This is a genomic window from Streptomyces sp. GC420 (assembly GCF_009916105.1).
GTDB lineage: Bacteria > Actinomycetota > Actinomycetes > Streptomycetales > Streptomycetaceae > Streptomyces.
Map to the genome: position 1 here is coordinate 52,424 of NZ_JAAAXQ010000003.1, position 15,592 is coordinate 68,015.

2 protein-coding genes are annotated in these 15,592 nt (G+C 71.5%); both read right to left on the reverse strand.

Annotated features, from left to right (window positions below; translation table 11 throughout):
* Window positions 1-7,788 (reverse strand): non-ribosomal peptide synthetase, encoded by a 7,788-nt coding sequence (locus GUY61_RS01005; RefSeq protein ID WP_166628098.1) that lies wholly within the window; start codon window positions 7,786-7,788, stop codon window positions 1-3.
* Window positions 7,789-7,799: 11 nt separating this feature from the next.
* A complete protein-coding gene (locus GUY61_RS01010; RefSeq protein WP_166628099.1) occupies window positions 7,800-15,587 on the reverse strand; it encodes a non-ribosomal peptide synthetase in 7,788 nt (2,595 codons plus the stop codon).
* Window positions 15,588-15,592: the final 5 nt, after the last annotated feature.

Sequence of the window (15,592 nt, forward strand, 5' to 3'; positions counted from 1 at the left end):
TCACTCCTCTACGAGCATCTTGCGCAGACTGGGGCGAAGGGGGACAGCCGATTCCTCCGACCATGCGGCGAGTTCGGCCACCGTCGGCAGGTCGAAGATCTTGCGGATGGGTATCTCGATCCCCAACTCGGCGCGAGCGCGGGTGATCAGCCGGGTGGCGAGCAGGGAGTGCCCGCCGAGCGCGAAGAAGCCGTCGTCGACACCGACCCGGTCGACGCCGAGCACCTCGGCGAACAGCCTGGCCAGAGCCTCCTCGCGGGCGGTGCCGGGCGCCCGGAAGGGCGTCGCGGGGGTGAGGTCGGGGACGGGCAGGGCCTTGTGGTCGAGCTTGCCGTTGGGAGACAGGGGCAGCCGGTCGAGCGGTATGCACGCGGAGGGGATCATGTAGTCGGGCAGCCGCTCCTCCAGGTGAGCGCGGAGTACGGCCGCGTCCGGGGCCGTCTCGCCGGGAACCGGGACGAGATAGGCGGCCAGGTAGCTGGTGGTACCGGACCGCCGGGTCACCACAGCGGCCTGGGCGATGCGGTGATGGGCCGTCAGAGCGGCTTCGACCTCTCCGGGTTCGACGCGGTAGCCACGGATCTTGACCTGGGTGTCGATGCGGCCCAGGTGGTGCAGCTCGCCCTCGGCGGTGAGGCTCGCGAGGTCACCCGTGCGGTACATGCGGGAGCCGGGCGGCCCGTAGGGGTCGGGGACGAAGCGGTCGGCGGTCATCGCGGGCTGGCCCTGGTAGCCGCGTCCGGCCCCGGCCAGATAGAGCTCGCCCGGTGTGCCCGGGGGCAGCAGGTCCAGGCCGGGGCCGAGGATGTACGCACGCACGCCGGGAAACGGGCGGCCGACGGGCACGCCGGCGGCGTACGGCTGGTCGGGGCGCAGGAGGTGAGCGGTGGCGTAGAAGGTCTCGCTGGGGCCGTAGCTGTTGATGACACGGGCCTGCGGCCAGAGCGTGCGCACCCGCTCCGCCAGGGCCGGGGTCAGTACTTCCCCGGAGATGTTCAGTGCCGTGGGCCGGATGCGGTCGCCGAGTTGGTCGACGAGTTCGGCGAAGGCCGACGGCACCGAGCAGATGACGTCGATGTCCCAGGTGTGGCGTTCGGCCAGTTCCAGCACGTCGCGCACGATCTCGACGCTGCCTCCCGTGGTGAGCGCGGAGAACAGCTCGAAGGTGGCGACGTCGAAGCCGAACGACGCGGCGAGCAGCACCCGCCGGCCGGACGCCATTCCGGCGTGCGCGACCAGGGCGTCCACTGCGTTGACGACGGTGGCATGGGTGACGCTCACGCCCTTGGGCACGCCGGTGGAGCCGGACGTGTAGACGACGTACGCGAGGTTGTCGGGGCCGGCTGCCGGCCGTGCCGCGGATTCCGTGGCCTCCCCGGGCGTGGCGGCCGGGGCCTCGATGTCGATGTCGTCGAGGACGAGGACGGGGATGTCCGTGGCGGGCACGAGGTCGCGGGTGCCGGTGTCGGCCAGGACCAGGTGCGGCCGGGCACCGGTGAGGATGTGCGGGAGGCGTGCGCCGGCGAACGCGGGGTCGACGGGGAGATAGGCCGCGCCCGCCTTGAGCACGCCCAGGAGGGCCGCGACCGCGGTCGCGGTGCGCGGCAGGACCATGCTCACCACGGTCTCCGGCCCCACCCCGTGCCGGGCCAACTCGACGGCGAGCCGTTCGGCGCGGGCGTCCAGTTCGGCGTAGGTGAGCGACTCGCCCCCGGCGACCACGGCGAGCGCGTCCGGGGTCCGCGCCACCTGTGCCTCGACGCGCCCGGTGATCGTGTCGTCCGGGGCCGGGACCGGTTCGTCGAACTCGCTCAGCAACCGGGCGCGTTCGGCCGGCTCCAGGACGTCGAGCTGCGCGACCGTCAGCTCCGGGGTGGCCGCCACCTGCCGCAGGACGCGGACCAGGCGGGCCGCGTACATCTCCACCGTGGCACGGTCGAAGACCTCCGGCGTGTACTGGAGGACGAGTTCGAGGGTCGGGTCGACCGCCGCCGCCAGGCACAGGGGGTAGTGGTTGCCCGCGGACGGGCGGAAGCCGGTGAAGGTGATCCCGTCCGCTGCCTCGCCGGCCGCGCTGAGGCCCTCCCGGTCGATGGGGTACGACTCGAAGACGACCAGCGTGTCGAAGAGGGACTGGAGGCCGACGGACTGCTGGATCTGCGCGAGCCCGTAGTAGTAGTGCTCCGTGAGGGCGGCCTGCCGGCTCTGGAGCCGGGTGAGAACCTCGGCGACGGTTTCGCCGGGCGTGTAGGTGACGCGTACCGGAACGGTGTTGATGAACATCCCGACCATCGACTCGACGTCCGGCACCGCGGGCGGGCGCCCGGAGACGGTGGCGCCGAACACCACGTCCTGGCGGCCGGTGAGCCGGCCGAGCAGCAGCGCCCAGGCTCCCTGGACCAGGCTGTTGGCGGTGATGCCCAGATCGGACGCCAGCCGGCGCAGTGCGCTCGCCTCGTCGGCCGGAAGCGTGATGTCGACCTGGTCACGGCTCTCGGCGTCCGTGGGCGCGGAGTCGTGAGCGAGCAGGGTCGGCGCCTCGATCCCCTCGAGTTCGGCCGCCCACACGCGTGCGGACTCCTCGTGGTCCTGGCGGTCGAGCCAGGAGAGGAAGTCGTCGTAGTCGCGGATGCCGGGCAGACCGGCCGGGTCGCCGTCGGAGGCGTAGAGCAGCAGCAGGTCCCGCATCAGCAGGGGCGTGGACCAGCCGTCGAAGAGCGTGTGGTGGGCGGTCAGCACGAGTTCGGGCCGCTCGGGTTCGAGGACGACGAGTGCCAGCCGGATCAGCGGCGGGGTGTCCGCGTCGAAGTGGGCGGCCCGGTCCTGGGCGAGGAACCGCTCGAAGGTCTCGGTGCGGTCCGCCTCGTCGGCACCGGTCAGGTCGAGGTACTGCCACGGCAGGGTCACCGACTCCGGCACCACCTGGACGACATCACCGTCCGCCCGGTTGACGAACGCCGCGCGGAGGCTGGGGTAGCGGTCCAGCAACGCCTGCCCGGCCCGGCGCAACCGCTCCGCGTCGACGTCACGGGACAGTTGGAACACCAGCTGAACGTGGTAGGGGTCGTACGACGACGCTCCGGCGAGCAGCGTGTGGAAGAGGATCCCGGATTGCGCCGGGGTCGCGGGCCATACCCTGGCCAGTCTGCCGAAGCGTGCTTCCCAGGCCTCGATCTCCTCCTGGTCCACGCCGACCAGGGGAGCGTCGCTGGGGGTGAGTCCGCCGGCGCCGGGGCTGACTGCGTGCCGGGCCAGGGCGGTCAGCGCCTGGACCCACAGCCCGGCCAGTTCGGTGACCTCCTCGCGGGAGAGCACACCGGTGGGGAAGCCGAAGTGGGCGGTCAGCTCCTCGCCGCCGGGCGTGGCGGTGGCGACCGCGTTGATCTCCAGAGCCGACGGCACCGGCATGTCGGCGTCCGGCGCCGGGACCAGGTCCCGGTACGTGGTGTCCGGGGCCCAGCCCAGGCCGCGCAGGTCCTCGGGGATGTCCGCGCCGGAGGCTCTGCCGAGGTAGTTGAAGCCGATCTGGGGCTGCCGCGCCTTCGCCAGCGCGGTGGCGGTCTGCGGGTTGAGGTGGCGCAGCAGGCCGTAGCCGATGCCGTGGTCGGGTACCGCCCGCAGCTGCTCCTTGATTGCCTTGATCGCCTTCCCGGCGGCCGGACCCGCGGCGAAGGCGTCCGCCAAGTCGATACCGGTCAGGTCGAGGCGTACCGGGTACATGGCGGTGAACCAGCCGACCGTGCCCGATAGTTCCGCGCCGGGCACCACGTGCTCTTCCCGGCCGTGGCCTTCCAGTCGGACCAGCGTCGAGGCCCGGAGCACGCCCCGCGTCCGGTGCCAACGGGCCAGCGCCAAGGCCAGCCCGGCCAGCAGCCCGTCGTCGACGCCGCCGCGGAACACCGCGGGCACCGTGTTCAGCAGAGTCTCCGTGACATCCGACGGCACCTGGACGCGGACCGTGTCCACGGTGGCCGCGACATCGCGCGCCGGGTCCAGCTCCCGTGCGCCCAGCACCGGCTCGGCCCCGGCCAGGATCTCCTGCCACACCGGAAGTTCCGCCACCCGCTCCGGGGCGGCCGCCTCGTCGGCCAGGGCGTGTGTCCACCGCCGCAACGACGTACCCGCGCCTGCCGGTTGCGGGAGGTGGCCGTCACGGACCCGTCGCCAGGCCGAGACCAGGTCCGGTACGAGAATCCGCCACGACACCCCATCGACGACGAGGTGGTGGAGCACGATCAGCAACCGGTCCGCCGCGGTGGCAGAGGTGAACCACACGAACTGCGCCATCACCCCCGCGTCCGGGTCGAGGCGGCCCGCGGCCGCGTCCAGTTCTGCCCGCGCATCGGCATCGCCGTGGGCGACCTCCCGGACCAGCGCGCCGGCGTCCACGCTGCCGGCCGGCCCCATCCGCAGGCCCGGCCGCTCTCCGTCGAGCCGGGAGCGCAGCACGTCGTGCCGGTCGAGGACAGCCTGCAGCGTCGCGACCAGCCCCGCACGGTCGATGTCCTCGGGCAGGGTCAGCATCGCCGACATGCAGAACCGGCGGACACCGCCACCGGACGCGAGCACGTGCGCCGCCGTCGGCGGCAACGGAGCCCAGCCCACCCCGCCACCCGGCAGCTCGGCCAGCCCCACGGGCTCCTCTTGCGCCCGGCCCTCGACCAGTTCCGCGAGCCGGGCAACCGTACGCTGCTCGAAGACCTCCCGTGTGGTGACCACGACACCGCGCGTCTTGGCCCGCGCGACCACCTGGATGGACCGGATGCTGTCCCCGCCACTGGCGAAGAAGTCATCGTCGACACCCACCTGTCGGGCATCGAGGACATCGGCGTACACCTCTGCCAGCACCCGCTCCGCCGCGCTGCGCGGCGCCCGGTACTCGGCACCCGCGAACTCCGGCTCGGGCAGCGCGGCCCGGTCCAGTTTCCCGGTCACGGTCCGCGGCAGCCGGTCGAGGGCCACCAGTTGGGCGGGCACCATGTAGTCCGGCAGCCGCTGGGCCGCGAACCGCCGCAGCTCCGCCATCGACACACCGGCCTGCCGGACGACGTCGCCGTCCGCGGTGCCCTCCGGCGGCGCCACATAGCCCACGAGCCGCGTGTTGCCGGTGTGGTCCTTCCACGCGGTGACCACTGCCTGGCCGACCGCAGGATGCTGGGCGAGGGCGATCTCGATCTCGGTCGGCTCGACCCGGATGCCGTTCACCTTGACCTGGGTGTCGGCTCGTCCCTCGTACTTCAGCTGACCGCTCCTGTCCCACTGGGCCAGGTCGCCGGTACGGTACATCCGCGCGCCGGGGGGACCGAAGGGGCAGGCGACGAACCGCTCCGCGGTCGCCTCGCCGCTGCGGTAGTAGCCGCGGGCGAGTCCACCGGCCACATACACTTCCCCCATCACGCCGGGCGGGACCTGTGTCAGTTCCGGCCCCAGGATGTAGGTGCGCATGTTGGCGAGCGGTCGTCCGATCGGGATCACGCCGGTTTCGGTCGACTGCTGCGGGACCGGGAAGCTGGAGACGTAGAAGCTTTCTGTCTGTCCGTAGGCATGGACGACACGGACATCCGGGAAGGCCTCGTGCACCTGGTCGACCACGTCGGCCGTGAGCGGGTCGCCGCCGAGGATCGCGGTCCGCAGTTCGAGGTCGAGAGCGCCCGGCTCCTTGGCGAGGATGGGGCCGAGCAGTGCGGTGAACACCGCCGGCACGGCGCAGATGGTGGTGCCCGACCATCGGTCGCGTTCGGCGAGTTCGAGTACGTCACGGACGATCTCGACACTCGCGCCGGCAGCGAGCGCGGTGAATATCTCGAACACGGAGACGTCGAAGTTCACCGAGGTCGCGGCGAGCATACGGGATCCCGGCTCGAGCTGTGCCATCCGCCGCGAGTACCAGACACCGTTGACCACGGTGGCGTGGGTCATGGCGACGCCCTTGGGCTTGCCCGTGGAGCCGGAGGTGTACATCACGTACGCCAGATTGTCCGGCCTGATATGGAGGTCCGAGGCTTCGACAGCGGGGCCGCCGGGGGCGTCGAGGTGCAGGTCGTCGAGGCGGAGTACCGGCGGTCGGCACTCCGGCAGTGCCGCCGCCGTATCACGATCGGTCAGGACCAGCGCCGGATCGGCCGAGGTGAGCAGGAGGTCGACTCGCGCCGTCGGATGATGGGGATCGATCGGCAGGTAGGCGCCACCCGCCTTGAGCACGCCCAGCTGCGCGACCACCAGGTCCGCCGACCGCGGCAACGCCACGGCCACCACCTCGTCCGGCCCGACCCCGCGCTCGCGCAACACCGCGGCCAGCCGGCCGGCGCGGGCCTCCAACTCCGCGTACGACAACACGGTTCGCCCGGCCACCACCGCTGTCGCGTCCGGGTTCCGCATCACCTGAGCGGTGACGAGTTCCGGTAGCGTCGCCTCGCGCACCGGTGCCGCGGTCTCGTTCAACCGGGCCAGCCAGTCCCGCTCGGCGTCGGCGAGCACGTCCACCCCACCGAGCCGTACTCCGGGATCGGCGACCACCTGCCGCAGCACCCGCACATAGCGGTCGGCGAAACTCGCGGCCGTGGCGTGGTCGAACAGCTCCGTCGCGTACTCCAGCCGCCCGTACGCGCGCCCGGACGACGCGTCCGGGATGATGTTGAAGAACAGGTCGAACTTCGCGGTGTCGGTACCCGTCGCGACGGGGGTGACCCGCAGACCGGGCATCTCGATCCCCGACCACGCGAACTGCCAGGCCAGCATCACCTGGAACAGTGGTGAGTACGAGGTGGAACGCTCGGGGTTGAGCAGCCCCACCAGGCGCTCGAACGGCACGTCCTGGTTGTCGTACGCGGCCAGCGCCTTGTCCCGCACCTGATCCAGCAGATCGCCGAACGACGGGTTCCGCGACAGATCGACGCGCAGCACCCAGGTGTTGGCGAAGAATCCGATCAGATCGTCGAGTTGCTCGTCGGCGCGCCCCTCGATCGGGCTGCCGATCGTCAGGTCGTCGCCGGCGCCGAGGTGGTGCATCAGCACCGCAAGCGCCGCCTGAGCGACCATCGGTGCCGTGGCACCGCAGTCCGCTGCCAGCTTCTGGAGCCCCGACAGCAGCTCGGGTTCCAGCTCGAACGAGACATCTCCGCCGCGGTGGTCGGCGGCCGTCGGCCGCGGCCGGTCCAGGGGCATCTGCACCGGCTGCGGGACCCCCTCCAACTCCTCGCGCCAGTAGTCGAGTTGCTCTGCGGCGATGCTCTCCGGATCCTCTTCTTCGCCCAGCAGCTGCCGCTGCCACAGCGTGTAGTCCTTGTACTGCACCGGAAGCGGCTCCCACTCCGGCGCGTCTCCCTGATGACGAGCCGTGTACGCCGACACCAGATCGCGGAGGAACGGCGCCATCGACGCCCCGTCCGCGGCAATGTGGTGGAACACGAACACCAGCACGTGCTCCCGCGGGGAGACCCGGAGGACGGCTGTCCGAAAGGGAAGCTCCGTGTCCAGGGAGAATCCCTCACGCGCGGCTTCTTGCGTCGCGGTGTCCACCGCGTCCGCGGCCACGTCGACCACCCGGAACCGGAAGGCCGCCTCCTGCGGCGGCAGGACCCGCTGCTCCGGCGTGCCGTCCGCGTTCTCCACGATCAAGGTACGCAGACTCTCGTGCCGGGCCAGGACATCCCGCACCGCCGCGGCCAGGGCCGCGGTGTCCAGTTCTCCCTCCAGGCGCAGCACGAACGGGATGTTGTAGGTGGGGGACGGGCCTTCCAGGCGGTAGAGGAACCACAGCCGGGTCTGGGCGAAGGACAACGGGATCATCGACGCTTCTCCTAAACGGTCATCTGGCGCAGCTGGGGGCGGCGTTTCGACGTGGCCGGCCCCTCGAGCCGCGCCGCCAGCTGAGCGACGGTCGGATTGCGGAACACCGTCGTGACTTTCACGTCGACGTCGAGCTCGCTGCGGATGCGGCCGATCAGCCGGGTGGCCAGCAGCGAATGCCCACCGTGACCGAAGAAGTCGACATCGATACCGATCTCCTCCACACCGAGCAGCTCGGCGAACAGCCGGCAGAGGACTTCCTCCTTGTGGTCGCGCGGCCCCCGCCCGGTCGCGGACTCGGTGTGGTCAGGCGCGGGGAGCGCGGCCCGGTCGAGCTTGCCGCTCGGTGTCGTGGGGAGCCCCGCGACCGGCACGATCACCGAGGGGACCATGTACTCCGGCAACCGGCCCCGGAGCAGGTCCGTCAGGGCCACGGCGTCCAGCCCGGCCGGGTCCGCCCCGCCGCCCGGCACCACGTACGCGACCAGCCGCTGGTCACCGGCGCGGTCCTCCCGCACCACGGCCACCGCGTTGTCGACATCCGGGTGCGCGGTCAGCGCCGCCTCCACCTCGGCCAGTTCGATGCGGAAGCCGCGGATCTTGACCTGGAAGTCGGTGCGGCCGATGTACTCGACCTGGCCGTCCTCGTTCCACCGCACGGCATCCCCGGTGCGGTACATCCGCGCGCCGGGCTCGCCGAAGGGGCAGGCCACGAACCGGTTCGCGGTCAGCGCGGTCCGCCCGAGGTAGCCCCGCGCCAGCCCGGCGCCGGCCAGGTACAGCTCACCGGTGACCCCGGCCGGGACCGGGCGCAGTGCCTCGTCCAGCACATAGACCTGGGTGTTCCAGATCGGCGTACCGATCGGCACCCGGTCCGCCCCCGGCACGTGCCGCCATCCCGTGACCTCTACCGACGCCTCGGTGGGCCCGTAGAGGTTGTGCACACCACAACCCGGCAGCAGATCGACCACCTTGTTGGCCAGCGTGGCCGGGAACGCCTCGCCCGCGACCTCGATCCAGCGCAGACTCGTGCACGTCGTCACCGCGGGCTCGGTGACGAAGGCCTCCAGCAGCGACGGCACGAAGTCCGCGCCGGTCACCCGCTCCCGCCGGATCAGCTCGGCCAGATACGCCGGATCCTTGCGCCCGTCCGGACGCGCGACCACGACAGCCGCACCCACGTGCAGGGGCGCGAACAGCTCCGGCACCGACACGTCGAAGCTCGCGGTCGTACTCAGCAGCACCCGGTCCTCGACCGTGACGTCGAAGTGCTCCAGACCCCACTTCAACCGGTTCATGATCGACCGATGCGCCACCTGCACCCCCTTCGGGCCACCGGTGGAGCCGGAGGTGAAGATGACGTACGCGGCATTGTCCGGCGACAGCTCCCGCTCAGGGTTCGCCTCCGCGTACTCGGACACGTCCGGAAGGTCGTCGTCGAGCACCAGCAGCGGCTTCGCGCTGTCGAGGAACTGCCGCACCCGGTCCTCGGGGAGCTCGGTGTCGATCGGCAGGTACGCCGCTCCCGCCTTGGCCACCGCGTAGATCGCGACCATCATCTCGACGGAACGCGGGATGCGCACCGCGACAATCCGCTCGGGCCCCGCGCCTTGTTCGACCAGCCAGTGCGCCAGCCGATTGGCGCGCCGGTTGAACTCCGCGTAGCTCAGCGTCTCTTCTTCACCGATCACCGCGACCGCGTCCGGGGTCCGCTCCACCTGGACCTCGAACGCATCCGGCAGAGTGCCCTCGGCCACCGGATACGCCGTGTCGTTGACCCGCCGCACCAACCAGTCCCGCTCGTCCTCCGCCAGCACCTCGATCCCGCCCACCGGCGAACGCGGGTCGGCGAGCACCTGCTCCAGCACCCGGACGAGCCGAGCGGCGATCGCCTCGGCCGAGTCGCGGTCGTAGAGGTTGTTCTGATAGTCGAGGGAGAGCCGCAGGTACGGGTCGGAGGAGTTGAGGGTGAGTGGGTAGTGCGAACCCGCGAACGGCCGGATGCCGTCGACCGTGAACCCTGCCGAGTTGTTCGCGTCGACCATGCCCTCGCGGTCGATCGGGTAGGACTGGAACACGACGATCGTGTCGAACAAGGCGGGCAGCCCGACGCTGCGCTGGATGTCGGCCAGCCCGTAGTAGTTGTGGTCGAGCAGCGCGGTCTGCCGCTGCTGGAGCTCGGTGACGACGTCGGCCACGGTGTGGTCCGGTGGGCAGAACACCCTGATCGGCAGGGTGTTGATGAACAGGCCGACCATCTCGTCCGAGCCGGGCAGGTCCGCCGGGCGACCGTTGACGGCGGCCCCGAACACCACGTCCCGCTGCCCGGTCAGCTTCGAGAGCAGGATCGCCCACGCGCCCTGAAGGAGGGTGTTCAGCGTGACCCCGAGTTCGGCGGCGCGCCGGGCGAGTTCACGTCCCTTGTCGATCGGCAGCGGCACCTCGACCCGCCCGACGGCGGACGCCGCCTCCTGCGGAGCGGTGTTCGGAGCCACGAGGGTCGGCTGGTCGAATCCGGCGAGCTCGGCGGCCCAGCGGGTGGCCGACGCGTCCCGGTCCCGCGTCGACAGCCAGGCCAGATAGCCACCGTAGTCGCGCACCGGGGGAAGCTCGCGCGTCCCGGAGTACAGCCGGATCAGATCCGTGATCACCGACGGGGACGACCAGCCGTCGAACAGGGCGTGATGCGCCGTGATGACGAGTTTCGCCCGCTGCGGCCCGACGGTGATCAGCGCCAGGCGGATCAGCGGCGGCCGGGTGGGATCGAGTTGGTCGGCCCGGTCCTCGGCGAGGAACCTGTCGAGCGCCGCGTCGTGCTCGGCTTCGCTCCGGTCGGTCAGAACGATGTGCCGCCACGGGATGGCGACGTGTTCGGGCACGACCTGCACCGGATCGCCGCCGGCTCCGGCGACGAAGGCGGAGCGCAGGTTCGGATACCGGTCGAGCAGCGCCTGCCCGGCCGACCGCATGCGCGCCGGGTCCACGTGCCCGGACAGGTGCAGCACGAACTGCATGTGGTACACGTCGAAGGAGCCGTCGGCGAGCGCGGCCTGGAACAGGATCCCGGACTGCCCCGGGGCCTGCGGCCACACCTCGGCCAGTCGGCCGTAGCGAGCCTCCCAGGCCTCGATCTCGTCCTGCCGCACCGGGACAAGAGGGGTGTCCGAGGGCGTCAGCCCGCCGATCTCCGGCTGTGCGGCGTACACGGCCATCCCGTGCAGCACTTCGGCCCACAGTTCGGCCAGTTCGGAGGTCCGCTCGCGGGACAGCACCCCGGTGGGGAACACGAAGGCCGCGTGCAGACGGGTGCCCTCGGCGGTGTCCGTGGCGACCGCGTTGACCTCCAGCGCGGACAGCGCGGGCAGGTCCGGGTCGGGCACCGGAACCAGCTCGGCGGACCAGGGCGCCGGCCCCCACCCGTCCGCGCGCAGCTCTTCGGGCACATCGGCGTCGGAGATCCGGCCGATATAGTTGAACCCGAGCTGCGGCATCGGGTACTCGGCGAGCTGCGCGGCGGTCTCCGGGTTCAGGTAGCGCAGCATTCCGAATCCGAGGCCCTTGTCCGGGGCCCCGCGCAGCTGCTCCTTGACCAGCTTGACCGCCTTCGCGGCCGCGGGACCGCCTGCCAGTACGTCGTCCAGGTCCACCCCGCGCACATCGACCCGGGCCGGGTACATGCTGGTGAACCACCCGACGGTCCGCGAGAGATCGGCTCCGGGAACGACGTCCTCCTCGCGGCCGTGTCCCTCCAGCCGGACCAGGGTCGAGCGGTCCGCACCGCTCCACCGGTTCACCGCCAGCGCGAGCGCTGCGAGCAGCACGTCGGTCCCGGTGCCCCTGAACGCCGCGGGCAGTCTGGTCAGCACCGCCTCGGTGACCTCGGCGGACAGCCGTACCCGCACGCTGTCGACCGTGGACATCACATCCACCGCCGGGTCGAACGCCCTCGTTCCCAGCGGGGGGTTCGGCGCCTCGAGCAGGTCCAGCCAGTACGCCAGCTCCGCTTCCCGTTCGGGTGTGAGCGCCTCGCTGCGCAGCGCCGACGCCCAACGGCGGGCCGAGGTACCGACCGCGGGCAGCTCGGGCGTTCTGCCAGAGCGGACCTGCTGCCACGCCTCGGCGAAGTCCGCCATGAGGATCCGCCAGGAGACACCGTCCACCACCAGGTGGTGGAGCACCACAAGCAGTCGGCCCGCTCCCTGCTCCGCAGCGAACCAGACGAAGTCCGCCACGGTCCCGGCTTCCGGGTCGAGGCGCCCGACCGAGTCGTCCAGCTCCGCCTTCGCCGCCTGAAGCGAGGACGGCGAGTCCCACCGGCCGTCGCAGGGAACCCGGTGGATCAGGTCCGCCGCACGCACGGTGCCCGCCGGACGCACGACGAGGGAGAGTTCGTCGCCGACGGGCAGGAGTTGGTCGCCTCGCACCAGCCGCGCGCGCAGGAGGTCGTGCCGGTCGAGCACGGCGTCGAGCGTCGCGGCCAGTCCCCTCGCGTCGATCCCCGCGGGCAGCTCCAGCGCCAGCGCCATCGCGAACCGGTTCATCCCGCCGCCGTGCTCGAACACCTGCCGCGCCACCGGTTGCAGCGGCATCGGGCCGACGCCACCGCTCTCGTCCTCCGCCAGCGCGGGCAGCCGGTCCCGACGTGCGGTGGCCACCTCGGCCAGCCGGGCCGCCGTGCGGCACTCGAAGATCTCCCGCGTGGTGAGGTCCAGGCCCCGGGACCGGGCCCGCGCCACCACCTGGATCGAGCGCAGGCTGTCCCCGCCCACCGCGAAGAAGTCGTCGTCGACACCGACCCGGTCCACCCCGAGCACATCCGCGTACGACGCGGCGATGATCGCTTCGGCCTCGGTGCGCGGCTCCCGGTAGGCCTCGCCCCCGAACTCCGGTTCGGGCAGCGCCGAACGGTCCAGCTTGCCGGTCGGCCCGAGCGGCAGCCGGCCGAGCACGACGAACGCGGACGGCACCATGTAGTCGGGCAGCCGTGCCGCGACGAACGTGCGCAGTTCGGCGGCCGAAGCACCGGACTGGAGGTCCACATCGCCGATACCACCGGCGCCGTCGTCACCGACGGCTCCCTCGCCGGTGTGCACCACGTACGCGACGAGCCGCCGCCCGCCCGAGGGCGCCTCCCGGCTGATCACCACGGCCTCGCTGATCCCGGGGTGCAGCACGCAGGCCGCTTCGACCTCGGCCGTCTCGATGCGGAAGCCGCGCACCTTCACCTGGCCGTCGCTCCTGCCGACGCACTCCAGTTGACCACGCGCGTTCCAGCGGGCCAGGTCGCCCGTGCGGTACATCCGCTCGCCCGCGGGGCCGAACGGGTTCGCCACATATCGCTCGGCGGTCAGGCCCGCACGGCCGTGGTAGCCGCGGCCGAGGCAGATCCCCGCCACATACAGCTCACCGACCACGCCCTGCGGCACCGGGGCGAGCCCCGGGCCCAGCACGTAGGCACGCATGTTCCCCAGCGGGGTACCGATCGGCGCGACCTCGCTCTCCGCCCATTCCTCGGAGCCCGCGAGGGAGAACGAGGTGGCGTAGAAGCTCTCGCTCTGCCCGTAGCCGTTCACGATCTGCACGCCGGGCAGCGCCTCGCGCACCTGCCGCACCAGTCGGGCCGGGAGCACGTCACCCGCGAAGACGACGGCGCGGACAGCGGGTGCCTTCTCCAAGTGGCCGACCAGTTCCCCGAGCACCGAGGGAACCCCGCTGATCACATGGCCGTCCCAGGCGTCCCGCTCGCCGAGCGCCAGTGCGTTCGGCACCACCTCGACCGTGCCGCCGGTGGACAGGGTGGTCAGCAGCTCGAAGACCGAGACGTCGAAGTTCACCGAGGTGCCGGCGAGCATCCGCCACCCTGGCGGCGCGTCCAGCACCCGCACCAGCTCCCGCACCCCGTTGACGACGTTGCGGTGGGTGATCGCCGCGCCCTTCGGCTTGCCCGTGGATCCGGAGGTGTACATCACGTAGGCCAGGTTGTCCGGATCCAAGGGCGCGATCCGGTCCGCGTCGGCCGGCGCCCCCTTGGGCGAGTCCCATAACGCGCGGTGGTCGAGGTCGACGGTCGAGATGTCGTTGCGCGGCAGGTCCTGCCAGGTTGCGGTGTCGGTGACCGCGAAACGCGGAGCCGCTTCGGACAGCACACTCTCCGCTCGCCCGCCGAGGTGCTGCGGGTCCATCGGCAGGTATCCGGCACCGGACTTGAGGATCCCGAGCAGACCGACCACGAGGTCCTCGGTGCGCGGCAACGCCAGCACCACCAGGTCGTCCGGCCCGGCACCGCGCCGGACCAGCTCCCAGGCGACGCCGTTCGCGCGGTGGTCGAGCTCCCGGTAGGTCAGCGTCCGGTCGTCGCACACGATCGCCGGAGCGTCCGGCGTCCTGGCCGCCTGGCTTTCGAACAGCTCCGGGATCGTGAGCTCGGACACCGCTGTGGCGCGGTCGTTGAACTCGGTGAGCAGCCGGTCCCGTTCGGCATCGTCGAGCACGTCGATCTCGCCGATCCTGCGCCCCGAGTCGGCCACGAGCCGGCCCAGCACGCGGACGAACCGTTCCGCGAGGCCCTCTGCCGTGTCCCTGTCGAACAGGTCGGTGGCGTACTCCAGGTAGCCCCCCGCCCCGCCGGAGCCGTTCGGGACCATGTTGAAGAACAGGTCGAACTTGGCCGTCCTGGTGTCGAGTTCCTCGGCCTCGACGTCGAGGCCGGGCAGTTCCAGATCCCCCAGCGGCTCCTGCCAGGCAAGCATCACCTGGAAGAACGGGTGATAGGCGGTGGACCGGTCCGGATTCAGCAGCTCCACCAGCCGCTCGAACGGCATGTCCTGGTTGTCGTACGCCGCCAGGGCCCGGTCCCGCACCCGCTGGAGCAGTTGGCGGAAGGTCGGGTTCCCGGAGAGGTCGACGCGCAGTACCCAGGTGTTGGCGAAGAACCCGACGAGGTCCCGCAGGTCCTCGTCGGTGCGCCCCGCGATCGGCGCGCCGAGGGGCACGTCGTCACCGCATCCGAGGTGGTGCAGGAGCACCGCCAGCGCCGAGTGCATGATCATCGACACCGTGATGTCCCGTTCCGTGGCCAGCTTCTCCACGGCCCCGAGCAGGTCGGAGTCGATCGACAACGCGACCAGATCGCCGCGGTGGCTCATCGCCCGGGGGCGCGGGCGGTCCGTCGGCATCGCCAAGGGCTGCGCCAGATCCGCCAGGGTCTCGCGCCAGTACGCCAGTTGCCCGGCCGCCAGGCTGAACGGATCGGACTCGTCGCCGAGTACGTCCCGCTGCCACAGCGTGTAGTCCGCGTACTGCACCGGCAGCGGTTCCCACGCCGGAGCCCCGCCCTGCCTGCGGGCCGTGTACGCCGCGGTGAGATCGCGGAGCAGCAGCCCGAGGGATTCGCCGTCCACGGCGATGTGGTGCACCACCAGGACCAGGGTGTGCTCGCGCCGTCCGCTCCGCAGGAGCCTGGCGCGGATCGGCATGTCGGCGGTCAGGTCGAAGGGCGCGGTGGCCACCTCGTCGACCGCCGCCGCCCGCTCCTTCTCCGCGAGCTCGACCACCGGCAGGTCGAACGGCTTGGGACCGGACTGCAGCACCTGCTGGTGCGGGACGCCGTCCTCGTCCTCGACGATCACCGTTCGGAGGATCTCGTGCCGGTCGATGACATCGCGGAGCGCCGACTGCAGTGCGGACACGCTCAGCTCACCGGTAATCCGCAGGGCGAAAGCGGCGTTGTAGGTCGGTGACGGGCCTTCGAACCGGTCCACGAACCACAGCCGGCGCTGCGCGAACGACAACGGGATCATTCTCT